The 24021-nt window shown below is 71.4% G+C and carries 18 protein-coding genes; 13 read left to right on the top strand and 5 right to left on the bottom strand.

Annotated features, from left to right (window positions below; genetic code table 11):
- Positions 1-88: 88 nt before the first annotated feature.
- The 5 genes from ACIPPM_RS07995 (at position 89) to aroQ (ending at position 5470) form a co-directional block, all read left to right on the top strand.
- Positions 89-667, top strand: coding sequence for a TerD family protein (locus tag ACIPPM_RS07995; protein WP_393597337.1), 579 nt, complete (start codon positions 89-91; stop codon positions 665-667).
- 78 nt (positions 668-745) lie between these two features.
- Positions 746-2515, top strand: coding sequence for a TerD family protein (locus ACIPPM_RS07990; RefSeq protein ID WP_401444494.1), 1770 nt, complete (start codon positions 746-748; stop codon positions 2513-2515).
- A 221-nt stretch (positions 2516-2736) separates the two neighbouring features.
- Positions 2737-3732, top strand: a complete 996-nt coding sequence (locus ACIPPM_RS07985) for a TerC family protein (protein ID WP_401444491.1) — start codon at positions 2737-2739, stop codon at positions 3730-3732.
- Between the two features lie 50 nt (positions 3733-3782).
- A complete protein-coding gene (locus tag ACIPPM_RS07980) occupies positions 3783-4883 on the top strand; it encodes a calcium:proton antiporter (protein ID WP_401444488.1) in 1101 nt (366 codons plus the stop codon).
- Between the two features lie 113 nt (positions 4884-4996).
- Positions 4997-5470 carry a type II 3-dehydroquinate dehydratase gene (gene aroQ / locus ACIPPM_RS07975; protein ID WP_401444486.1) on the top strand — a complete coding sequence of 158 codons (474 nt, stop codon included), beginning with the start codon at positions 4997-4999 and terminating at the stop codon, positions 5468-5470.
- A 27-nt stretch (positions 5471-5497) separates the two neighbouring features.
- Here the strand turns inward: aroQ and ACIPPM_RS07970 are convergent, their stop codons facing one another.
- Both ACIPPM_RS07970 and ACIPPM_RS07965 read right to left on the bottom strand, forming a co-directional pair.
- Positions 5498-6154, bottom strand: coding sequence for an MBL fold metallo-hydrolase (locus ACIPPM_RS07970; RefSeq protein WP_401444484.1), 657 nt, complete (start codon positions 6152-6154; stop codon positions 5498-5500).
- A gap of 46 nt (positions 6155-6200) precedes the next feature.
- Complete coding sequence (locus tag ACIPPM_RS07965; RefSeq protein ID WP_401444481.1) at positions 6201-6887, bottom strand: maleylpyruvate isomerase family mycothiol-dependent enzyme; 687 nt, start codon at positions 6885-6887, stop codon at positions 6201-6203.
- 225 nt (positions 6888-7112) lie between these two features.
- Here ACIPPM_RS07965 and uvrA point away from each other — a divergent pair, with 225 nt between their 5' ends.
- Positions 7113-10154, top strand: a complete 3042-nt coding sequence (uvrA, locus tag ACIPPM_RS07960; RefSeq protein WP_401444478.1) for an excinuclease ABC subunit UvrA — start codon at positions 7113-7115, stop codon at positions 10152-10154.
- 76 nt (positions 10155-10230) lie between these two features.
- Here uvrA and ACIPPM_RS07955 read toward each other — a convergent pair whose 3' ends face one another.
- On the bottom strand, positions 10231-11142 hold the full coding sequence (locus ACIPPM_RS07955; RefSeq protein WP_401444476.1) for a carbohydrate kinase: 912 nt from the start codon (positions 11140-11142) through the stop codon (positions 10231-10233).
- Positions 11139-12254, bottom strand: a complete 1116-nt coding sequence (locus ACIPPM_RS07950; RefSeq protein ID WP_401444474.1) for a LacI family DNA-binding transcriptional regulator — start codon at positions 12252-12254, stop codon at positions 11139-11141. The genes ACIPPM_RS07955 and ACIPPM_RS07950 overlap by 4 nt, the downstream gene beginning before the upstream one ends.
- A gap of 260 nt (positions 12255-12514) precedes the next feature.
- Between ACIPPM_RS07950 and ACIPPM_RS07945 the strand changes: the two genes are divergently transcribed.
- Positions 12515-12940: a Rieske (2Fe-2S) protein gene (locus ACIPPM_RS07945; protein ID WP_401444472.1), complete on the top strand. Its 426-nt coding sequence runs from the start codon at positions 12515-12517 to the stop codon at positions 12938-12940.
- A 70-nt stretch (positions 12941-13010) separates the two neighbouring features.
- Here ACIPPM_RS07945 and ACIPPM_RS07940 read toward each other — a convergent pair whose 3' ends face one another.
- Entirely contained in the window at positions 13011-13958 is a 948-nt protein-coding gene (locus ACIPPM_RS07940; protein WP_401444469.1) for a hypothetical protein, read from the bottom strand.
- A gap of 336 nt (positions 13959-14294) precedes the next feature.
- On the opposite strand from ACIPPM_RS07940, the gene uvrC reads away from it, so the two are divergent.
- From uvrC to gap, 6 genes are all read left to right on the top strand, one after another.
- Entirely contained in the window at positions 14295-16394 is a 2100-nt protein-coding gene (uvrC, locus tag ACIPPM_RS07935; protein ID WP_401444466.1) for an excinuclease ABC subunit UvrC, read from the top strand.
- Entirely contained in the window at positions 16391-17392 is a 1002-nt protein-coding gene (rapZ, locus tag ACIPPM_RS07930; protein WP_401444463.1) for an RNase adapter RapZ, read from the top strand. The genes uvrC and rapZ overlap by 4 nt, the downstream gene beginning before the upstream one ends.
- The gene (gene yvcK, locus ACIPPM_RS07925) at positions 17389-18483 is read left to right on the top strand and encodes a uridine diphosphate-N-acetylglucosamine-binding protein YvcK (RefSeq protein ID WP_401444461.1); all 1095 of its coding nucleotides are present in this window, start codon (positions 17389-17391) and stop codon (positions 18481-18483) included. Before rapZ ends, yvcK begins: the two co-directional genes overlap by 4 nt.
- Positions 18474-19463: a DNA-binding protein WhiA gene (whiA, locus tag ACIPPM_RS07920; protein ID WP_388992036.1), complete on the top strand. Its 990-nt coding sequence runs from the start codon at positions 18474-18476 to the stop codon at positions 19461-19463. The genes yvcK and whiA overlap by 10 nt, the downstream gene beginning before the upstream one ends.
- A 177-nt stretch (positions 19464-19640) precedes the next feature.
- Positions 19641-22619 (top strand): M14 family zinc carboxypeptidase, encoded by a 2979-nt coding sequence (locus tag ACIPPM_RS07915; RefSeq protein WP_401444458.1) that lies wholly within the window; start codon positions 19641-19643, stop codon positions 22617-22619.
- Positions 22620-22916: 297 nt separating this feature from the next.
- Positions 22917-23927: a type I glyceraldehyde-3-phosphate dehydrogenase gene (gene gap / locus ACIPPM_RS07910; RefSeq protein ID WP_388992030.1), complete on the top strand. Its 1011-nt coding sequence runs from the start codon at positions 22917-22919 to the stop codon at positions 23925-23927.
- The last annotated feature ends 94 nt before the right edge of the window (positions 23928-24021 follow it).

Raw genomic sequence — 24021 nt, 5'->3', positions numbered from 1 at the left:
GGGTTCGGCACGGTCGGTGGCGCTGCGTAGGGTTCTGGGCAACCGCGCGATGCGCGGCAACAGGGGAACATCGAGAGGGGATTCAGCCGTGACCGTCAACATGACCAAGGGCCAGGCCATCAGCCTGGAGAAGAAGGACGGGGCCACCCTGACCGCGGTCCGTATGGGTCTCGGCTGGCAGGCGGCGAAGCGACGCGGACTGTTCGGCTCCCGCACCCGCGAGATCGACCTGGACGCCTCGGCGGTCCTCTTCGCGGAGAAGCAGCCGGTCGACGTCGTCTTCTTCCGTCATCTGGTGAGCGACGACGGTTCCGTCCGGCACACCGGCGACAACCTCGTGGGCGGTGTCGGGCAGGGCGGCGACGACGAGGCCGTCCTCGTGGACCTCCAGCGGGTCCCGCCCCACGTCGACCAGATCGTCTTCACCGTCAACTCCTTCACCGGGCAGACCTTCCAGGAGGTGCAGAACGCGTTCTGCCGCCTCGTGGACGAGACCAACGGTCAGGAACTCGCGCGCTACACGCTGGCGGGCGGCGGCGAGTACACCGCGCAGATCATGGCCAAGGTGCACCGCGCGGGCACCGGCTGGACGATGACCGCGCTGGGCGAGCCCGCCAACGGGCGCACGTTCCAGGACCTGATGCCCGCGATCCTTCCGCACCTGTAGGACCGCGCCCGCAGGACAGCACCCATAGGACCGCACCCGCCGGGCGCGCACGACGACACGACACAGGGGGCGACGGCGATGGGGACCGAACTGGTGCGGGGGCAGAACCATCCGCTGCCCCGGACCCGGCTGGAGATCCTGATCTCGGCCGAGGTCCCCGTGCTCGTGGCGGCCGCCCTCGGTGACGAGGGCGGCCGTGTCCATGACGGCGACCGGATCGCCCATCCCGGCGCCGCCGCCCCACCCGGCATCGAAGTACCCCGCGCCACGGCCGCCGCGCACCGCCTCGCTGTCGACCTGGGCGCGCTGCCGGAGGCCGTGCACCGCGTCACCGTACTGCTGGCCATGCCCGAGCAGCCGGGTGCGGGCCGACGGTTCGGCGCGACCGCCGCCCCGCGGGCGACCGTCACCGATGCCGACGGCACCGAGATCGCCCGCTTCACCCTCACCGGGCTGGACGCCGAGTCGGCCGTCCTCGCGCTGGAGCTGTACCGCCGCCAAGGCGGCTGGAAGGTGCGCGCGGTCGGCCAGGGGTACGCGGACGGCCTCCCCGCGCTCCTCGCGGACCTGGGGCTGCCCCGGCCGCGCGAGATCGCCGAGGCGATGTGGGAGGCGGAGCGCCCCGCCGTTCCGGAGGGCGTCGTTCCGGAGGCGCGCCCGTCAGGTGGCGGACCGGTCGACTACACCCACCCCGGACGGCAGGCCGTCGCGGCCTCCGGGGAACCGCCGCGCCCCGTCGCAGGTGACGCGGCAGGGTGGTCCATGGACGAACGGCTGTACAACCAGGTCTGGGGCATGTTCGAGGACCTGGCCCGAGCCACTGCCGCCTACCGCAGCGCCACCGAGTTCGCCGCCGCGCGCCTGGACCGCGAGCTGGACGAGGTCCTCGCCGACCCGCGCGCCAGGATCGGGGGCGCGGGGGACGCAGCACGGCGGGCGGCCCAGGCCAAGCACGACGAACTGGTGGGCCGGGCGCAAGCGGCTCACGACCGCGACCTGGCCCAGCTCATGGCCGAGGCAGAGGTGGTCGAGCCCGCCCTGCCGCCCGCGTACGCCCGCTGGTCCAGCCCGGTCTGGCAGGGGCACCGGATGCCGACCGAGCCGCCCCAGGCCGTCCGGCTGGGCGATCTCCACCTCCCCGAGAGCGCGCTTCTGCGTATCCCGATGCTGGTCAGGCTGCCGCTGGACCGGGGCCTGTGGGTCGACAGCGGCGCCACCCCGGCCGACCTCGCGGACTCGGCCGAGCGTCGTCGGCTGGCGCTGGAAGTCGCCGTGGCCCTCGCCGCCCGACTCCTCGCCGTCCACCCGGTGGGGGAGTTCTCGGTCCAGGTCATCGACCCGGCCGGTGCCGGAGCCGGGCCGCTCGGGGACCTCACCCGGACGGGTGCGCTGACGGGACCGCCCGCGACCGGCGCGGCGGGGGTGGCGCAGGCGCTGGAGTCGCTCACCCGGCGGGTCGATCTGGTGCGCATGGCGATCAACGGCGGCGCGACCGAGGCCCTGCCGGACGGCTTCGACACTGCGCGGCGGCTGCTGATCGTCAACGACTTCCCGCAGGGCTTCGACGACCGCGCCGTGACCCGGCTCCGCTTCCTCGCGGACGAGGGTCCGGCGGCCGGGGTCCATCTGCTGCTGGTCGCGGACCGCGCCGACGCCGAGGCGTACGGGCCGTTGCTCGACCCGTTGTGGCGTTCACTGATGCGACTCACCCCGTCGCCCGACGACCATTTCGCCGATCCCTGGGTCGGCCATGCGTGGACCTTCGAACCAGCCCTCCCGCCGCACGTCAGCGCGGTCGTCCAGCAGGTGCTCAGCGTGGTCTCCGCGGCCAGGATCAAGGGGAAGTAAAGAACCTCTGAGCTGCTCACTTGGTCTTTACTTTACCTTTCTCTTTACTCTTCCTTGGTAATTGCGCTACCGTGTTCGTGCGGAGGGGAGTACTCCCTGATGCGGCGCACCCGTCAGTACGGATCCCCATGGATTCCGGGGCGCCGGCCCGTCCCTCGGGTGGAAGAGACCTCCGGCAGCGACAACGCTGATGTTTGCCGTGACGTAATGCCGGAGGTGCAGTGGACGTCTCGATGACCCTGTGGGTCCTGACCATCGTGGGGCTGGCCGCCCTGATCGCGGTGGACTTCTTCATCGGCCGCAAGCCGCATGAGGTGTCCATCAAGGAAGCGGGCATCTGGACCGCCGTATGGATCGCCCTGGCCGGGCTCTTCGGCCTCGGACTGCTCTACTTCGGCGGCGGACAACCCGCCGGGGAGTTCTTCGCCGGCTTCATCACCGAGAAGTCGCTGAGCGTCGACAACCTCTTCGTCTTCGTCCTGATCATGACGAAGTTCGCGGTGCCCGCGCAGTACCAGCAGCGGGTGCTGCTCTTCGGTGTGCTCATAGCCCTGGTCCTGCGGGCCGTCTTCATCGCGGCCGGCGCGGCGATCATCGCCAGCTTCTCCTGGGTGTTCTTCATCTTCGGCGCCTTCCTGATCTGGACCGCCTGGAAGCTGATCCAGGAGGCCCGCGCCGATCACGAGGACGAGGAGTACGAGGAGAACAAGCTGCTCAAGGCCGCCGAGCGCAGGTTCGGTGTCGCCGACCGGTACCACGGCACCAAGCTGTGGATCGAGGAGAACGGCAAGCGGGTCATGACCCCGATGCTGGTCGTGATGCTCGCCATCGGCACCACCGACGTGCTGTTCGCGCTGGACTCCATCCCCGCGATCTTCGGCCTGACGCAGGACCCGTACATCGTCTTCACCGCGAACGCCTTCGCCCTGATGGGTCTGCGCCAGCTGTACTTCCTCATCGGCGGCCTGCTGAAGAAGCTGGTCCACCTGTCGTACGGCCTGTCGGTCATCCTCGGCTTCATCGGCGTCAAGCTGGTGCTGCACGCCCTGCACGAGCTCGGGGTGCACGTCCCGGAGATCAGCATCCCGGTCTCCCTGGCCGTGATCTGCGGCGTGCTGGTCATCACCACGATCACCAGCCTCATCGCCTCCCGGAAGCAGGCCGCCGCCGAGGCGGCCGGGGGCGACGGCGCCTCCAAGGACAGCATCGACGTCTGACACGAGACGAACGGAATGCGAACCCTGTACGCCTCTGCCACCATCACTGCATGATCACTCGGCTCAGGTCGCTCGCCGCGCGGTGGACGCTCCTCGTGCCGGTGCTCGCGGTCGTCCTCCTCGTCCTCACCTGGGGCCGCGGCCTGCCCGGCGCGGTCGTGGCCCTGGTCACCCTCGTCCTCGCCGGGGCCGTCCTGGCCGCCGTGCACCACGCCGAGGTCGTCGCCCACCGGGTCGGCGAACCCTTCGGCTCCCTGGTGCTCGCCATCGCCGTCACCATCATCGAGGTGGCGCTGATCGTCACCCTCATGGTCGACGGCGGGGACAAGAGCTCCACCCTGGCCCGCGACACGGTCTTCGCCGCCGTGATGATCACCTGCAACGGCATCCTCGGCATCTGTCTCCTGGTCGCCTCCCTGCGCCACGGCACCGCCGTCTTCAACCCCGAGGGCACCGGAGCCGCCCTGGCGACGGTCGCCACCCTGGCCACCCTCAGCCTGGTGCTGCCCACCTTCACGACCAGCAAGCCCGGCCCCGAGTTCTCCACCGTGCAACTGACGTTCGCGGCCCTGTCCTCCCTGATCCTCTACGGCCTCTTCGTTGCCACCCAGACCCTGCGGCACCGCGACTACTTCCTGCCGGTCACCAAAGAGGGCGACATCATCACCACCGCGGACCACGCGGCACCCCCGTCCGCCCGCCATGCCTATACCAGCCTCGGCCTGCTCGGCCTCGCCCTCGTCGGCGTGGTCGGCCTGGCCAAGGGGGTGTCGCCCACGATCGAATCCGGGGTGGAGGGCGCGGGCCTGCCCCAGGCGGTCGTCGGTGTGGTCATCGCCCTGCTCGTGCTGCTGCCCGAGACCATCGCCGCGCTGCGCGCCGCCCGCCGCGACCGGGTGCAGACCAGCCTCAACCTCGCGCTGGGCTCCGCCATGGCCAGCATCGGCCTGACCATCCCGGCCGTCGCGCTGGCCTCGGTCTGGCTGTCCGGACCGCTCGTGCTGGGCCTCGGCTCCACGCACATGCTGCTGCTCGCGCTCACCGTGGTCGTCGCCTCGCTCACGGTCGTGCCCGGCCGCGCCACCCCGCTCCAGGGCGGCGTCCACCTGGTCCTCTTCGCCGCCTACCTGGAGCTTGCCCTCAACCCCTAGGTTCCGAAAGTCGCGCCCCGTACTGCCCGAAGGGCGCCCTGGCAGCCCGTGATAGACCGGGTGCGAACAGTGGCCGCCGACCGGCCGCCCCCGACGCACCGGAGGAACCCACCGTGCCCCGCACCCTGGCCAGCGCCCCGATCATGATCCTCAACGGGCCCAACCTGAACCTCCTCGGCCAGCGGCAGCCCGACATCTACGGCAAGGACACCCTGGCCGACGTCGAGGCGATGTGCGCCGGGGCGGCAGCCGCGTACGGCGGCACGGTGGACTGCCGGCAGTCCAACCACGAGGGCCAGCTGGTGGACTGGATCCACGAGGCGCGGCTCGACCACGCCGGGATCGTCATCAATCCCGGCGCCTACTCCCACACCTCGGTGGCGATCCTGGACGCGCTCAACGCCTGCGACGGCCTGCCCGTGCTGGAGGTGCACATCTCCAACATCCACCAGCGCGAGTCCTTCCGGCACCACTCGTACGTCTCGCTGCGCGCCGACGGGGTGATCGCGGGCTGCGGGGTACAGGGATACGTCTTCGCGGTCGAGCGGGTCGCCACGCTGCTGGGATCGGCACGAGCCGACGCCTGAACGCGGCCCCGGCTCACCTCCGCTTGCTCACCATCCGCGCGCGTGCCACTCCGGCAGCTGCGGGCGCTCGGCGCCCAGGCTGGTGTCGTCGCCGTGGCCGGGGTAGACCCAGGTCTCGTCCGGCAGCGCGTCGAAGATCTTCGTCTCCACGTCGCTGATCAGGCTGGCGAACGCCTCGGGGTCCTGATGGGTGTTGCCGACACCGCCGGGGAAGAGGCAGTCACCGGTGAAGACGTGCGGGTGGCCGTGCGGGTCGTCGTAGACCAGCGCGATGGAGCCCGGCGTGTGCCCGACCAGGTGGCGCGCGGTCAGCTCGACCTGGCCGACCCGGATGACGTCCCCGTCGTCGACCGGCACATCGGTGGCGACTGGGATGCCGGAGGCGTCCTCCCGCCCGGCGTACGTACGGGCCCCCGTGGCGCCGACGACCTCGCCGAGCGCCTGCCAGTGGTCGCCGTGCTGGTGCGTGGTGACGACGGCGGCGATGCCGTCCCGGCCGATCATGGCGAGCAGGGTGTGCGGCTCGGCGGCCGCGTCGATCAGGAGCTGCTCGTCGGTGGCCCGGCAACGCAGCAGATAGGCGTTGTTGTTCATCGGGCCGACCGCGACCTTCGTGATCATCAGGTCCTTCAGCTCGTGCACGTCCGCCGGACCGCCGACCCTGACCTCGCCGCTGTACGTCATGACGATCAGCCTATAGCGGGACGGGCGTTGGCGGCCCGGCGCCGTGTCACAGCGGGGGGAGCGCGGGCAGCTCGCCGCCCTTCACCTCCAGCGCGGTCCCCTCGCGGCGCCCGGCGAGCCACCCCAGCAGGTCGGCCGGGGTGCCGGTGACGGTGACCTCGGGCTCGGTGGCTTCCCGCCCGGTGCTCCAGGTCCGCGTGCCGTCGCTCAGCAGCGTCGCGGGCACCTCGGCGTGGCCCAGGAAGCGCTGGGCCAGGAACTCGGTCTCCCGCTCGGTGAACTCGGCCGGGAGATCCTCCAGCTCGTAGCTGGTACCGAGGTCGACATGGTGCAGCTCGACCTCCGCCCAGCGCCGGAACGGCAGCCGGGCCGCGACATCGGTGACGCCGTTGCGCAGTTCCACCACACGGTTCCAGTCGCCCGGCGCCGCACCGGCCGCGTCGAACCGGGCGGCGCTGTCGCGCACGTCGGCGAGCTGGGTCTCCGGGAGACGCGGCGCGTCCCGCTCGATGTCGGCGTCGCGGGCCTCGGCGCTCACGTACATCGGGCGGCCGCCGAGGACGTTCACCAGCGCGTCGGCGTTGCGGGCGAGGTGGGCGAGGACATGTCCACGCGTCCAGCCCGGAAGCCGTGACGGCTCGGCCAATGCCGCGTTGTCCAGTACGGCGGCCGCGCTGAGCAGCCGTTCCGTCGCTTCCCGTACACGGGCCAGGTCATGAGCGTGATCGGTCATGGGGCCCGACCCTAGCCGCACCACTCATTCGGGTGAAGGTGGCGAACATCCTCCGTTATTCGAAAGCGCGTGCTATATCGTCGAAGGCGGCGTCGGGCATGCTGGATAGCTGGGGATTGTTATGCATCCGGGAATCCGACCGGCGTTGTCAGTGGCTCCCCCTAGGCTCGAAGAAGCACGGGGCCTCGGCCCCTGTCACTTCTCTGAAGAAAGGTGCGGACCGGCGTGGCCGACCGTCTCATCGTCCGTGGCGCGCGCGAGCACAACCTGAAGAATGTCTCGCTCGACCTGCCGCGTGACGCGCTCATCGTCTTCACGGGCTTGTCCGGGTCGGGCAAGTCCTCCCTGGCCTTCGACACCATCTTCGCCGAGGGCCAGCGTCGCTACGTGGAGTCGCTCTCCTCGTACGCCCGCCAGTTCCTCGGGCAGATGGACAAGCCCGACGTCGACTTCATCGAGGGCCTCTCGCCCGCGGTCTCCATCGACCAGAAGTCGACCTCGCGCAACCCGCGCTCCACGGTCGGCACCATCACCGAGGTCTACGACTACCTGCGCCTGCTCTTCGCGCGCATCGGCAAACCGCACTGCCCCGAGTGCGGCCGCCCGATCGCGCGCCAGTCGCCGCAGGCCATCGTGGACAAGGTGCTGGAGCTGCCCGAAGGCAGCCGCTTCCAGGTGCTCTCCCCGCTCGTGCGCGAGCGCAAGGGCGAGTTCGTGGACCTCTTCACCGACCTCCAGACCAAGGGCTACTCCCGCGCGCGGGTCGACGGCCAGACCATCCAGCTGTCCGAGCCGCCCACCCTGAAGAAGCAGGAGAAGCACACCATCGAGGTGGTCGTCGACCGCCTCACGGTGAAGGACTCCGCCAAGCGCCGCCTCACCGACTCCGTGGAGACCGCCCTCGGCCTCTCCGGCGGCATGGTCGTGCTCGACTTCGTCGACCTCCCCGAGGACGACCCCGAGCGCGAGCGCATGTTCTCGGAGCACCTGTACTGCACGTACGACGACCTGTCCTTCGAGGAGCTGGAGCCGCGCTCCTTCTCCTTCAACTCGCCTTTCGGCGCCTGCCCCGAGTGCACCGGCATCGGCACGCGCATGGAGGTCGACGCCGAGCTGATCGTCCCGGACGAGGACAAGTCGCTCGACGAGGGCGCCATCCACCCCTGGTCGCACGGCCACACCAAGGACTACTTCGGCCGCCTGATCAACGCCCTCGCGGACGCGCTCGGCTTCCGCACGGACATCCCCTTCGCGGGTCTGCCCCAGCGGGCGAAGAAGGCCCTGCTGTACGGCCACAAGACCCAGATCGAGGTCCGCTACCGCAACCGGTACGGCCGGGAGCGGGTGTACACCACGCCGTTCGAGGGCGCTGTGCCCTTCGTCAAGCGGCGGCACGGCGAGGCCGAGAGCGACGCCAGCCGTGAGCGCTTCGAGGGCTACATGCGCGAGGTGCCCTGCCCCTCCTGCGAGGGCACCCGCCTGAAGCCGATCGTCCTCGCGGTCTCCGTCATGGGGAAGTCGATCGCCGAGGTCTCCGCGATGTCGATCAGCGACTGCGCGGACTTCCTGGGCGAGCTGAAGCTGAACGCCCGCGACAAGAAGATCGCCGAACGCGTGCTGAAGGAGGTCAACGAGCGGCTCCGCTTCCTGGTCGACGTCGGCCTGGACTACCTCTCCCTCAACCGCGCGGCGGGCACCCTCTCCGGCGGCGAGGCCCAGCGCATCCGCCTGGCCACCCAGATCGGCTCCGGCCTGGTCGGCGTGCTCTACGTCCTGGACGAGCCGTCCATCGGTCTGCACCAGCGGGACAACCACCGGCTGATCGAGACCCTGGTCCGGCTGCGGGACATGGGCAACACGCTCATCGTGGTCGAGCACGACGAGGACACCATCAAGGTCGCCGACTGGATCGTGGACATCGGCCCGGGCGCCGGTGAGCACGGCGGCAAGGTCGTCCACAGCGGTCACCTCAAGGAGCTGCTCGCCAACACCGAGTCGCAGACCGGCCAGTACCTCTCCGGCCGCAAGTCGATCCCGCTCCCGGACATCCGCCGTCCCCTCGACCCGTCCCGGCAGCTCGTCGTACGCGGCGCCCGCGAGAACAACCTCCAGGACATCGACGTGTCCTTCCCGCTGGGTGTCTTCACGGCCGTCACCGGTGTGTCCGGCTCGGGCAAGTCGACCCTGGTCAACGACATCCTCTACACCCACCTGGCCCGCGAGCTGAACGGCGCGCGGAACGTCCCCGGCCGCCACACGCGGGTGGACGGCGACGACCTGGTGGACAAGGTCGTGCACGTCGACCAGTCGCCCATCGGCCGCACCCCGCGTTCCAACCCGGCGACGTACACCGGCGTCTTCGACCACGTCCGCAGGCTGTTCGCCGAGACCACCGAGGCGAAGGTGCGGGGCTACCAGCCCGGCCGCTTCTCCTTCAACGTCAAGGGCGGCCGCTGCGAGAACTGCTCGGGCGACGGCACAATCAAGATCGAGATGAACTTCCTCCCGGACGTGTACGTCCCGTGCGAGGTCTGCCACGGCGCCCGGTACAACCGGGAGACCCTGGAGGTCCACTACAAGGGCAAGTCCATCGCCGACGTGCTGAACATGCCGATCGAGGAGGCCACCGACTTCTTCGAGGCGGTGCCCGCGATCTCCCGGCACCTGCGCACCCTGAAGGACGTCGGCCTCGGATATGTCCGGCTCGGCCAGTCCGCGACCACCCTGTCCGGTGGTGAGGCGCAGCGCGTCAAGCTCGCCAGCGAGCTGCAGAAGCGCTCCACCGGCCGCACGGTCTACGTCCTGGACGAGCCGACCACCGGTCTGCACTTCGAGGACATCAGCAAGCTGCTGACGGTCCTGACCGGTCTGGTGGACAAGGGCAACACGGTCGTCGTCATCGAGCACAACCTCGATGTCATCAAGACCGCCGACTGGGTCATCGACATGGGCCCCGAGGGCGGCGCGGGCGGCGGTCTCGTGGTCGCCGAGGGCACCCCCGAGGAGGTCGCGGCGGTTCCGGCCAGCCACACCGGCAAGTTCCTGCGCGAGATCCTCGGCGCCGACCGCGTCAGCGACTCGGGCCCGGTGAAGTCGCCGCGCGCCACGGGTGCGCGGAAGACGGCCAAGTCCGCCGCCACCAAGGCGACGGCGAAGAAGACGGCGGCGAAGGCGGTGACGGCCAAGGCCAACAGCACCGCGACCGCCAAGGCCCCCACGGCCAAGAAGACCGCGGCGAAGAAGACCACTCGGACCCGCAAGGTCTGACACCGGTTCGCCGGAGGCCCGTACGAGCGGCGCCCCACGGAATGTCTCCGTGGGGCGCCGCGCGCCGTTCATCCGGTCACAGTGCGCCCAGCTCGGCCGCGAAAGGGGGCTCCGCGCCCGCGCGCGAGCAGGTGATCGCCGCCGCGCGCGCGGCGAAGCCGAGCAGCCGCCGCCAGGAGTCCGGACCGAGGGCGGCCAGGGCCCGCGCGGACAGCGCGTCCAGGGTGGACAGCCCGTGCAGCAGGGCCGCGTTCACCGTGTCCCCGGCGCCGATGGTGTCCACGACGTCGACCTTCTCGCCGGGTACCCGGTGCTCCGAGCCGTCGGCGGTGAAGACCGAAAGGCCGTCGCCGCCCCGTGTGACCACCACGGCGGAGGGGCCCGCGGCCAGCCACTCGCGCGGGGTGCCGCCCAGCCACCGGGCGTCCTCCTCGGACAGCTTCAGCAGCGTCACCGAGGGCAGCCAGCCCCGGAACCGCTCGCGGTAGGCGTCCGCGTCCGGGATCAGTCCCGCCCGGATGTTGGGGTCGAGCGCGGTGAACAGCCCCTGCTCCGCGGCCGACCGCATCAGCTCCTCGTAGGCGCTCGCCCCCGGCTCCAGGGCCAGTGAGCAGGTACCGAAGGACACCGCGCGAGTGCCCTCGGGCAGGGCGGCCGGGGTGGTGAAGAGGCGGTCGGCGGTGCCCTCGACGTAGAAGGAGTAGGCCGCCGAGCCGCCGGAGTCGATGGTGGCCACCGCGAGCGTGGTCGGCTCGGGGCCGCGCTGTACGGCGGACACGTCCACCCCGGCCTGCCGCAGGCCGTCGAGCAGGGCCTCGCCGAAGGCGTCATGGGAGGCGCGGGAGGCGAAGGCGGTCGGTGAGCCCAGCCGGCCGAGGGCCACGGCGGTGTTGAACGGGCCGCCGCCGAGCGCCGGTTGGAGGTCGGCCAGGGCGCCACGGCCCTGCGGTACCAGGTCGATCAGTGCCTCACCGGCGACGACGATCACGGGGTGGTTCCCTTCTCGGACTGCGAGGTTGGTTCCGTTCTCCGCCCGGCGTCCGCCGGGGGAGGGATGTCGGCTTCGCCCGGCCCGGGCTCCGGGCAGCCGCAGGAGGCGCGATGGACGAGGACACAGGGCAGCCGTACGGTCGTGGCCGCCCGGTCGGGCGCCGCAAGCCGGTCCAGGAGCACCCGGACGGCCCGGGCGCCCAGCTCCCGGCTGGGCTGGGCGATCGCGGTGAGCCGGGGTGCGAACAGGTCGGCCCACGCGAAGTCGTCGAAGCAGCACAGGGCGATGTCGCCGGGCACGTCCAGACCGCGCCCTCGCAGGGCCCGCAGGGCGCCGATGGTCATCGCGTTGTTGGCGGTGACCAGTGCCGTGGGCGGGGCGGGCAGGGAGAGCAGCGCGGCCGTGGCCCGCTCGGCACCCGTGGCCTCGGAACTGCCGGACACCACGAGCTCCTCGTCGAGGGGGAGCCCGGCCGCGGCGAGCCCCTGCCGGTAGCCCGCGATCCGCTCACTGGTGGTGCTGAGCCCCGGCAGCCCGGCGACCAGACCGATCCGCCGGTGCCCCAGCGCGGCGAGGTGAGTGACCAGTTCGGCCATGGGCCCGGCGTTCTCGGCACAGACCTGATCGAAGGCACCGGCGAGGCCGCCCTCGGGACCGGTGGGCTCCAGCACCCGGTCCAGCAGCACCGTCGGCACGGCCTGGCGACGGAGGTACGCGACGAGGCCGCCCGGCTCGGCCGAGGGCGCCACGATCATGCCGTCCACCCGGCGCTCGTGCAGCAGCTGGACGACCTTCAGCTCGTGCCCGGGGTCGTCGTGCGGGTCCGCGATGAGCAGGCTGTAGCCAGCCTCCAGCGCGGCCGCCTCCACGCCCTGCAGGATCTCCGTGAAGTACGGGTTGCTGATCGCCGACACCGCGAGCCCGATGGAACGGGTCCGGGAGGTCACCAGGGAGCGGGCGAGGGAGTTGGGCGTGTAGCCGAGGGCGTCGACGGCGTCCAGCACGGCCTGCCGGGTGTGGGGGAGCACTGGGCGCGTGCCGTTGAGGACGTGGGACACGGTCGCCACCGAGACACCGGCGCTCCGGGCCACGTCGGCCATGGTGGACATCGCGCTTCCCCTCCCACGTGATCCCGTCCACCGGCCGGGGCGCGGCCGACGGATGCGGGCCACGGCGACCACCGTCGGTCCCACGGGCGGGAAGGTATCCCATCGTTCACCCGTGCGTAAACGCTTGCGCAAGCGCTTGCGAGTGTTCTGTCACCCGGAAACGCGCGCTCGCGCCCCGCGCCCGGTCCACCCCGCCCCGATTCCGCCCCGTCCGCCCGGATAAGGTCGCCCTGCACGCCCTCTGACCTGTGGAGACACCGATGCCCGCCCGATCGTCCGCGAGCCGCCGTACCGTCCTTCGAGGAGCCGCCGTGGCGCCGGTCGCCGGACTCGGTCTGGCCGCCTGCGCCGCTCCCCAGGACCACCAGGCCGCGTCGGCGGCCACCTCCGCCGTCGACCTGGGGGCCGAGAGCGAGGTCGCCAAGGGCGCCGCGAAGCTCTACCGCGAGCACAACGTGGTGGTCGGCCGGGACGGCGAGGGCGGCCTGAAGGCGCACAGCCTGGTCTGCACGCACGCCGGGTGTGTGATCAACAAGCTGCGCGGTACGACCCTGGTCTGCCCTTGCCACGGCAGCGAGTTCGACGCCGTCACCGGCAAGGTGCTCCAGGCACCGGCGACCGAGCCGCTGGCGGAACTGCCGGTGAAGGTGTCGGACGGCCGGATCGTGGCGGGCCCGGCCGCCTGACCGCGCCTGTCGGCCCGGCTCAGGACCCCTGAGCCACCTGAGCCCCCTTAGCCCTCTCGGTCCCCGCAGCTCACTCCCACTCCCAGGCGATCCCGACCGTCCCCGGCCGGACCCGTGGCTCCACCACATGGACACTGCGGTGCGGCTCGCTGACCGCCAGTTCCTGCCGTCCGGCGCGGGGCGCGGCGGGGGAGAACTGGGTGAAGCGGTGGCAGCGGGCCGGGAGCGCGGACGCGTCGAAGCGCACCTGGAGCGCGTACTGGCCACCCGGTGAGCCGAAGCGGTGGACGTACTCGTGCGAGGCGCCGGCGGTGCCGTCGGTGATGCCGTACCGGAACAGGAAGGTGTCGCCGGAGCGCAGCCGGGTGCCGAAGAGCAGCTCGGCCACGAGGACGCCGGTCTCCCGGTCCAGCCGGACGCGGCCGGTGCGGCAGTTCTCCAGCGCCTGGACGGCCATGTCGTCCGGACTGCAGCCGGGGTCGCCGTGGTGGACGGCGACGAAGCGGTCCACACCGTCGCGGTGGGCCCGCACGATGTGCTCGGACTCGCGGCTCGCCAGTTCGCGCCTGCCCCCTATGCGGACGCGTTCGTGGTGGCCGAGCGTGTGCATGCCGCCGTCCGGTGTCCAGTCCAGCTCCGCCCGGAGCCGGTCCAGCGTGTCGGACGCCTCGATCAGGGAGCGGTAGGAGCGAGGTGCGGGGCGGTCGCTGTCGGTCATCTCCGGCGCCTCGGCGAGCAGCCTGATGAGGGACTCCTCGGGCAGCCGGAGGATCTCCTCCAGTGCGCGCACGGCACGCAGCGACTCCGGGCGCTGAGGACGGCGGGCGCCCTGCTGCCAGTAGCTGAGGCTGGTCACGCCCACCTTCACCCCGTGGCGCGAGAGATGGTGCTGCACGCGCTGGAGCGGCAGTCCACGGGCGGCTATCGCGGCGCGCAGCGCCACATGGAAGGGGCCGCCCCGCAGGGCCGTCTCCAGCTCGGCGGAGGCGAGATCCGGGTGCTCTGTGACATGTGGCATGCACAGAAGCCTTTCTGTGAGGTGTCACCACGGCTGGTCAGACCGCGGTGCGGGGTCGTGTGCCACCCCGTGGGGCGCCCGGGGGCGTGCTCGCGGGCGGGCACGCCGTTCGCGTGCGCCGAGTGCGCGGCCCCGAGTTCCCCCGCATTGAAGCGTGTTGACCAGACCCCGACAACACCCTGGGTCACGTCATGGCCTGGATCGTGACGCCCCGGCACTGCGTCGGCACGGCCCGGCACCGCGTCGGGACGGTTGTCCACAGGTCGGTCCGGCGCCTCTGCCACCGTTGTCCACAGGCCCGGCGCGGTGTCCTTGCTCGCCAGTAGGGTGTGAGTCATGGCCGACCCCTCCAGCTACCGCCCCAGGCCGGGCGAGATCCCCGACTCTCCGGGGGTGTACAGGTTCCGTGACGAGCACCGCCGGGTGATCTACGTCGGAAAGGCGAAGAGCCTGCGCCAGCGCCTGGCGAACTACTTCCAGGACCTGGCGAACCTGCACCCCCGCACCCGCTCCATGGTCACCACCGCCGCGTCCGTGGAGTGGACCGTGGTGTCCACGGAGGTCGAGGCGCTCCAGCTGGAGTACTCCTGGATCAAGGAGTACGACCCCCGGTTCAACGTCAAGTACCGCGACGACAAGAGCTACCCGTACCTCGCGGTCACCATGAACGACGAGTTCCCGCGCGTGCAGGTGATGCGCGGTCACAAGAAGAAGGGCGTGCGGTACTTCGGCCCGTACGCCCACGCCTGGGCGATCCGGGACACCGTCGACCTGCTGCTGCGCGTCTTCCCCGTGCGCACCTGCTCGGCCGGTGTCTTCAAGAACGCCGAGCGGACCGGCCGCCCCTGCCTGCTCGGGTACATCGGCAAGTGCTCCGCGCCCTGCGTCGGCCGGATCTCGCCGGAGGATCACTACGAACTGGCCGAGGAGTTCTGCGACTTCATGGCGGGCCGCACCGGCACCTACCTCCGCCGCCTGGAGAAGCAGATGGCCGAGGCGTCCGACGAGATGGAGTACGAGCGGGCCGCCCGCCTGCGCGACGACGTCGGCGCCCTGAAGAAGGCCATGGAGAAGAACGCGGTCGTGCTCGCCGACGCGACCGACGCCGACCTCATCGCCGTCGCCGAGGACGAGCTGGAAGCCGCCGTCCAGATCTTCCACGTGCGCGGTGGCCGGGTGCGCGGCCAGCGCGGCTGGGTCACCGACAAGGTCGAGGAGATCACCACCGCCGCCCTGGTCGAGCACGCCCTCCAGCAGCTGTACGGCGAGGAGACCGGGGACGCCGTCCCCAAGGAGGTGCTGGTCCCGGCGCTGCCCGACCCGGTGGAGCCGGTCCAGGAGTGGCTGACCGGCAGGCGCGGGGCGAACGTCTCGCTGCGCATCCCGCAGCGCGGCGACAAGAAGGCGCTGATGGAGACCGTCCAGCGCAACGCCCAGCAGGCCCTCGTCCTGCACAAGACCAAGCGCGCCTCCGACCTCACCACCCGCTCGCGCGCGCTGGAGGAGATCGCCGACGCCCTCGGCCTGGACAGCGCCCCGCTGCGGATCGAGTGCTACGACATCTCCCACCTCCAGGGCGACGACGTGGTGGCCTCCATGGTCGTCTTCGAGGACGGCCTCCAGCGCAAGAACGAGTACCGCCGCTTCCAGATCAAGGGCTTCGCGGGCCAGGACGACGTCCGCTCCATGCACGAGGTGATCACCCGCCGCTTCCGCCGCTACCTGGCGGAGAAGGAGAAGTCCGGCGAGTGGGCGGGCGCCGACGGCACCCCGGTGAACGGCACGCCCGCCGCCGCCGTCCCGACGGCCGAGGACGACGGCGTCATCGGCGGCCCCAAGGACGACGACGGCCGCCCCCGGAAGTTCGCCTACCCGCCCCAGCTCGTCGTGGTCGACGGCGGACGTCCGCAGGTCGCCGCCGCCCGGCGCGCGCTGGACGAGCTGGGCATCGACGACATCGCCGTCTGCGGCCTGGCCAAGCGCCTGGAGGAGGTCTGGGTGCCCGGCGAGGAGGACCCCCTGGTGCTGCCCCGCAGCAGCGAGGGCCTCTACCTCCTCCAGCGCGTGCGCGACGAGGCCCACCGCTTCGCCATCACCTACCAGCGCGCCAAACGCGCCAAGCGGCTGCGCAGCGGCCCGCTGGACGAGGTGCCCGGCCTCGGCGAGACCCGCAAGCAGGCCCTCATCAAGCACTTCGGCTCGGTCAAGCGGCTGCGCGCCGCGACACTCGAGCAGATCCAGGAAGTACCCGGCATAGGCCGGAAGACGGCCGAGACCATCGCGGTGGCGCTCGCCCGTTCGGCCCCGGCCGCACCCGCCGTGAACACGGCGACCGGAGAGATCATTGAGGAAGAGGAACCCGACACGACGGGCGGTTCCTCCGGAGAGTCCGTGAGCGCGGGCCTCCCGGACGACCGACGGGGGCAGGAGACATGACCGAGCACGAGACACGGCCCACGGCCCAGCGGCCGGGCACACACGCGGCGGCGGACGACACCCCGCCACGGGCAGCGGAACAGGACAACGGAGCACAGGTGAGTCAGGACGTCACGCCGGCAGCGGCCAACGAAGCGCCCATCCCCGAGCTGGTGATCATCTCCGGCATGTCCGGGGCGGGCCGCTCGACGGCCGCGAAGTGTCTGGAGGACCTCGGCTGGTTCGTCGTCGACAACCTCCCGCCCGCCCTGATCCCCACCATGGTGGAGCTGGGCGCCCGCTCCCAGGGCAACGTGGCGCGGATCGCGGTCGTCGTGGACGTGCGCGGCCGCCGCTTCTTCGACAACCTCCGTGAGTCACTTGCGGACCTCGACAGCCGGGGCGTCACCCGGCGGATCGTCTTCCTGGAGTCCTCCGAGGACGCCCTGGTGCGCCGCTTCGAGTCGGTGCGCCGCCCGCACCCCCTCCAGGGCGACGGCCGCATCGTGGACGGCATCGCCGCCGAACGCGAACTGCTGCGCGAGCTGCGCGGCGACGCCGACCTGGTCATCGACACCTCCAGCCTCAACGTACACGAGCTGCGCGCCAAGATGGACGCCCAGTTCGCCGGGGACGAGGAGCCCGAGCTGCGGGCCACCGTCATGTCCTTCGGCTTCAAGTACGGCCTGCCGGTCGACGCCGACCTGGTCGCGGACATGCGGTTCCTGCCCAACCCGCACTGGGTCCCGGAGCTGCGCCCCTTCACCGGGGTCAACGAGGAGGTCGCCTCCTACGTCTTCAACCAGCCCGGCGCCAAGGAGTTCCTCGACCGGTACGCCGAACTGCTCCGGCTGATCGCGGCCGGATACCGCCGCGAGGGCAAGCGGTACGTGACCATCGCCATCGGCTGCACGGGCGGCAAGCACCGCTCGGTCGCCATGTCGGAGAAGCTCGCCGCGCGCCTTGCGGCGGAGGGTGTGGAGACGGTGGTCGTGCACCGGGACATGGGACGCGAATGACGGAGCGTGCACGGCGGCTGCGCGCCCTGCGCCGCGTGGTCCCCGAGGGGCGCCTGAGCCGCGCCGCCGCCGAGGCCCGCGCGACCCGCCCCGTGGAGCCCCGCGGCGCGCGGCCCCGCAGGCGGGGGGCCCAGCCCAAGGTGGTCGCGCTCGGCGGTGGCATGGGCCTGTCCGCTTCGCTCGCCGCGCTGCGCCGGATCACCGGTGACCTCACCGCCGTGGTCACGGTCGCCGACGACGGCGGCTCCAGCGGACGCCTGCGCGACGAGCTGGGTGTGCTGCCGCCCGGCGATCTCCGCAAGGCGCTCGCCGCGCTCTGCGGGGACGACGACTGGGGCCAGACCTGGGCCCGGGTCATCCAGCACCGCTTCCAGTCCCAGGGCGACCTGCACGACCACGCGGTCGGCAATCTGCTGATCGTCGCCCTGTGGGAGCAGCTCGGCGACCATGTGATGGCGCTGGACCTGGTCGGCAGGCTGCTCGGCGCGCACGGCCGGGTGCTGCCCATGTCGGCGGTGCCGCTGGAGTTGCAGGCCCTGGTCAGGGGGCACGACCCGGAGCGCCCGGAGGACGTGGACACCGTCCGCGGGCAGGCGACGGTCGCGCTGACGCCGGGCGAGGTGCAGTCGGTGCACCTGGTGCCCTCCGACCCGCCCGCCGTGCCGGAGGCGGTCGACGCGGTGCTCGACGCGGACTGGGTGGTGCTCGGGCCGGGCTCCTGGTTCTCCTCGGTCATCCCGCATCTGCTCGTGCCCGAACTGCTGGACGCGCTCGTCGAGACCAAGGCGCGCCGGGTGCTCCCCCTGAACCTCGCCCCGCAACCCGGCGAAACAGAGGGCTTCTCCCCGCAGCGTCATTTGGAGGTTTTGGGGCGACACGCCCCTAAACTCGCCCTGGACGTGGTGCTGGCCGACGAGGCGGCCGTGCCCGACCGCGATTCGCTCACCGAGGCCGCCAAGCGGCTGGGAGCCGCGGTCGAGCTGGCGCCGGTGGCCCGGACCGACGGAACTCCCCGGCACGATCCGGAGCTGCTGGCCGCCGCGTACGACCGTATTTTTCGGATGCATGGAAGGATCGGCCCATGGCGATGACGGCAGCGGTGAAGGATGAGATCTCCCGGCTCCCCGTCACCCGGACCTGCTGCAGAAAGGCGGAGGTCTCCGCCATTCTGCGGTTCGCCGGCGGCCTCCACCTGGTGAGCGGGCGCATTGTGATCGAGGCGGAGCTGGACACCGCGATGGCGGCCCGGCGCCTCAAGCGGGACATTCTGGAGATCTTCGGCCACAGTTCCGAGCTGATCGTGATGGCGCCCGGCGGGCTGCGGCGCGGCTCGCGCTATGTGGTGCGGGTCGTGGCGGGCGGCGACCAGCTGGCCCGGCAGACCGGGCTCGTGGACGGCCGGGGCCGCCCCATCCGGGGCCTTCCCCCGCAGGTGGTGTCCGGCGCCACCTGTGACGCCGAGGCCGCCTGGCGCGGAGCCTTCCTGGCGCACGGTTCGCTGACCGAGCCCGGCCGGTCCTCCTCGCTGGAGGTGACCTGCCCCGGCCCCGAGGCCGCGCTCGCGCTGGTCGGCGCCGCGCGCAGGCTGTCGATCGCGGGGAAGGCCCGCGAGGTGCGGGGCGTGGACCGGGTCGTCGTCCGGGACGGCGACGCGATCGGTGCCCTGCTCACCCGGCTGGGCGCGCACGAGTCGGTGCTGGCCTGGGAGGAGCGCCGGATGCGGCGCGAGGTCCGCGCGACCGCCAACCGGCTCGCCAACTTCGACGACGCCAACCTGCGCCGCTCGGCGCGGGCCGCCGTGGCCGCCGGGGCGCGGGTGCAGCGGGCGCTGGAGATCCTGGGCGAGGAGGTGCCGGAGCACCTCGCGGCCGCCGGGCGGCTGCGCATGGAGCACAAGCAGGCGTCCCTGGAGGAGCTGGGCGCGCTCGCCGACCCGCCGCTGACCAAGGACGCGGTGGCCGGCCGTATCCGCCGGCTGCTGGCGATGGCCGACAAGCGTGCCTCCGACCTGGGCATCCCCAGCACCGAGGCCAACCTCTCGGAGGAGCTGGCGGACAACCTCGTGGGCTGAGCCGCGGGAGCCGTGGAAGCACCGCGCCGACGCCGGTGCCGCCGCCCGTTCGGGTGGTCGGCACCGGCGTTTCGCGTGTCCATGGGGCGCTCTTGACTCGATCATGCAGTGACATGAGCCTGGCAACCTGTTCGCCACTGTGGCGGACCACCGCGAGGGGGGTTCATGAGACACCGAGTGAGACCCGCATCCCGATCCGCCGCCAGATCCGCATCCCGACCCGCCGCCAGGGCGGTCCTCGCCGTCGGCGTGCTGCTGGCCGGAGCGGCCTGCCTCACGCCCGTCGCCCAGGCGCGGGGAAGCGCGCCCGCCGACAGCGGCAACGAGGTCAAGGTCTTCCGGGCCGAGGTGACTCGCGCCCAGGTGCCCCTGCTGCTCAGGGCCGGGCAGGACGCCCATGAGCTGGGAGAACGGGTGGCCGCGCGCGGCCGGACCGCAGTCGAGGTCTACCTCACCGACCGGCAGGCCCGCGGGCTGGAGGAGCAGGGCGTCCGCCTCACCGAGCACTCCCTGCCGACCGGCGCGAACAAGCGGATCGCGGCAGCCGCCCAGGGCGTGTTCCGCCCGTACAGCGGCAGCGGCGGGCTGAAGGAGGAGATCCTGCGGACCGCCCAGGAGAACCCGGGCCTCGCCAAGGTCGAGTCCATCGGCCGCACGGTGGGCGGCCAGGACATCCTCGCGCTCAAGGTCACCAGGAACGCCCGGACCTCGAAGGACGGCTCCCGCCCCGCCGTGCTGTACCTGTCCAACCAGCACGCGCGTGAGTGGATCACCCCGGAGATGACCCGGCGCCTGATGCACCACTATCTGGACAACTACCGGTCGGACAAACGGATCAAGAAGCTCGTCGACACGACCGAGCTGTGGTTCGTCCTCTCCGCCAACCCCGACGGCTACGACTACACCTTCAAGGACGCCGGCACCCGGCTCTGGCGGAAGAACCTGCGCGACATCAACGGCGACGGTGTCATCGGCACCGGGGACGGCGTCGACCTCAACCGCAACTTCGGCTACAAGTGGGCCTACGACGACGAGGGTTCGTCCCCCAACCCCGCCAGCGAGACCTACCGCGGTCCGAGCGCGCAGTCCGAGCCGGAGACCAGGGCGCTGGACGGGCTGGAGAAGCGCGTCCGGTTCGCGTACGGGATCAACTACCACTCCGCCGCGGAACTCCTCCTCTACGGCGTCGGCTGGCAGGTCGCCACCGACACCCCCGACGACGTCCTCTACAAGGCGCTGGCCGGAACCCCCGACAACCCGGCGATCCCCGGCTACCGCTCCCAGGTGTCCTCCGAGCTGTACACCACCAACGGCGAGGCGGACGGCCAGGCCGCCAACGTCAACGGCATGGCGATGTTCACCCCCGAGATGTCCACCTGCGCGACCGCCTCCGAGTCCGACCCGGACGACGCCTGGAACCCCGACGACTGCCGCTCGGTCTTCACCTTCCCGGACGACGAGAAGCTGATCCAGCGGGAGTTCGAGAAGAACGTGCCGTTCGCGCTGTCCGTGGCCGAGACCGCCGCGCACCCCGACCGGCCCGTCTCCACCGTCGGCCTGAGCGCTCCCGACTTCACCCCGGCCACGTTCACGACCTCCTACGCGCGAGGCCGTGGCCAGCAGGTCGCCGTCGTCGCCCGCAAGTCGGTACGGAACAAGCGGCTGGTGTACCGCGTCAACGGCGGACGCGCGCACGAACGGACCCTGCGCCCCTGGAAGGGCGGCGAGACCTACGGCGGCGACGACAACCTGCACTTCGACCAGTACCGCGCCGAGGTGCCCGGCGGGAGGGCCGGTGACCGGGTCGAGGTCTGGTTCACGGGAGCGGACCATGCGAAGGCGAGTCGCCACTTCACCTACACCGTCGCCGACCGCGGCACCGCCGACACCCTCGTCGTCGCCGAAGAGGGCGCGACGGCGACCCAGACCCGCGCCTACACCGACGCGCTGAAGGCGGCCGGGCGCAGGCCCCTGGTGTGGGACACCGCCCGGCGCGGCGCACCCGACGCCCTCGGCGTGCTCGGCCACTTCCGCACCGTCGTCCACTACTCCGGCCCCGCCGGACCCGGCAACGCCACCCAGCTCCAGCTGCGCGCCCACCTCAACGAGGGCGGCAAGCTGATCGAGGCCGGTGAGGGCGCCGGAGGCGAGGTGGACCTCGGCGGCGGCAACCTCTCCGACGACTTCAGCCAGTACTACCTGGGCGCCTACAGCCGGACCTCCACCCCGGGCGTCACCGGCATCACCGGCACCGGCAGGCTGACCGGCGTCTCCGCCGTGCTCGGGGACGCGCCCGGCAACCCGCTCGACGCGGCCGGTGCCTACGGCGTCACCTCGGACGAGCTGCCCGCCGCGAAGTACCCGCAATTCCGCAGCGCGGGCGCGGGCCGCTTCGCCGGTGCCGTCAGCCCGTACGGGCCGTACGCGGGCTCGTACATGGCCGCCGCGGTGCACACCGACGACGCCTACAAGCGCCTCACCCGCACCATCGACCTCACCGGGGTGAGCGCCGCCGAGAAGCCCGCGTTCGGCACCCGGCTGCTGTGGGACACCGAGCGCGGCTACGACCACGCGGTGGTGGAGGTCCACACCGTCGGCGCCGAGGACTGGACGACCCTGCCGGAGGCGGGCGGGGCGACCAGCGACGCCGTGCCCGCCGAGTGCGGGGCCGGGTTCCTCGTCCAGGAGCACCCCTGGCTCAAGCACTACCTGACGCTCACCGGCAACGCCTGCACCGCCACCGGCAGCACCGGCCGGTGGCACAGCCTCACCGGCCGGTCGGCGGGCTGGCAGCGGGTGGACTTCGACCTGAGCGCCTACGCGGGCAAGCAGATCGAACTCTCCGTCTCCTACATCACCGACCCCGGCACCGGCGGCCACGGGGTGCTCGCCGACGACGCCTCCCTCGTCATCGGCGGCAACGCGAAGGAGACGGAAGGGTTCGAGTCCTCCCTCGGCCCCTGGCGCGCCTCCGGGCCCCCGGCCGGGAGCCCGGCGGTGCTGAAGGACTGGACCCGCACCGGCACCCTCTTCCAGACCTACGGAGCGATCACCACCGACGACACCGTGCTGCTCGGATTCGGCCTCGAACAGGTCCCGTCGGCGGCCGGACGGACCGCCCTCGTCCGCAAGGCGCTGGCCGCACTCGACAGGTGAGCGGGACCCCCTCTCAGGGGTGCGCGGAACGGCCCCGCATCAGGTGAGCCAACCCGCTCACGAACGAGTGAAAAGCGCGTCGGCGGTGCCCGTCATTCTCTGACAAAGAGGGGCTAAATCACCGCCGTTCCGAGGCGTTCCGTACCCTACTGACGGGTACGGAACGCCTGCCCTTTTATGCGCCATCTCGATGTCACCCACGGGGCCCGGGAGGGGTAGGGTCGGGGTTGGTCGGGGACATCCCAAATACAGCTCGCCGGCACCGCATAGCCGGCGTACCAACGAGGAGATCGGTTCGTGACGATCCGCGTAGGCATCAACGGCTTCGGCCGCATCGGGCGTAACTACTTCCGCGCACTGCTGGAGCAGGGTGCGGACATCGAGGTTGTGGCTGTCAACGACCTGGGTGACACCGCGACCACGGCGCACCTGCTGAAGTACGACACCATCCTGGGCCGCCTCAAGGCCGAGGTGACGCACACCGACGACACCATCACGGTCGACGGTCACACCATCAAGGTGCTCTCCGAGCGCAACCCCGCCGACATCCCGTGGGGCGAGCTGGGCGTCGACATCGTCATCGAGTCGACCGGCATCTTCACCAAGCGCGACGACGCCGCCAAGCACCTGGCCGGCGGCGCCAAGAAGGTCCTCATCTCGGCTCCGGCCAAGGACGAGGACATCACCATCGTCATGGGCGTCAACCAGGACAAGTACGACCCGGCGAAGGACCACGTCATCTCCAACGCCTCCTGCACCACCAACTGTGTGGCGCCGATGGCGAAGGTCCTGGACGAGAACTTCGGCATCGTCAGCGGTCTGATGACCACGGTGCACGCGTACACCAACGACCAGCGCATCCTTGACTTCCCGCACAAGGACCTGCGTCGCGCCCGTGCCGCCGCCGAGAACATCATCCCGACCACCACCGGTGCCGCCAAGGCCACCGCGCTGGTCCTGCCGCAGCTCAAGGGCAAGCTCGACGGCATCGCGATGCGCGTCCCGGTCCCGACCGGCTCGGCCACCGACCTGGTCGTGGAGCTGCAGCGCGAGGTCACCAAGGACGAGGTCAACGCCGCGTTCAAGAAGGCGTCCGAGGACGGCTCCCTGAAGGGCTTCCTGTCCTACACCGAGGACGAGATCGTCTCCTCCGACATCGTCGGCGACCCGGCCTCCTGCACCTTCGACTCGTCCCTGACCATGGTCCAGGACGGCAACACGGTGAAGATCCTCGGCTGGTACGACAACGAGTGGGGCTACTCCAACCGCCTCGTGGACCTGACGACCTTCGTCGGCGAGCAGCTCTGATCCGTCAGATCAGACACAGCAGGACCTCGAAGTGAGAGCAGGGCTCGGGCAGCGCACGGCCGCGCTGTCCGGGCCCTGTGTCACGCACGGACCA

Origin of the sequence: Streptomyces sp. NPDC090119 (genome assembly GCF_044747085.1) — a bacterium.
Lineage (GTDB): Bacteria > Actinomycetota > Actinomycetes > Streptomycetales > Streptomycetaceae > Streptomyces.
The sequence above is the reverse complement of the archived record's forward strand: the minus strand, read 5'-3'. Positions and strand labels throughout refer to the sequence as shown.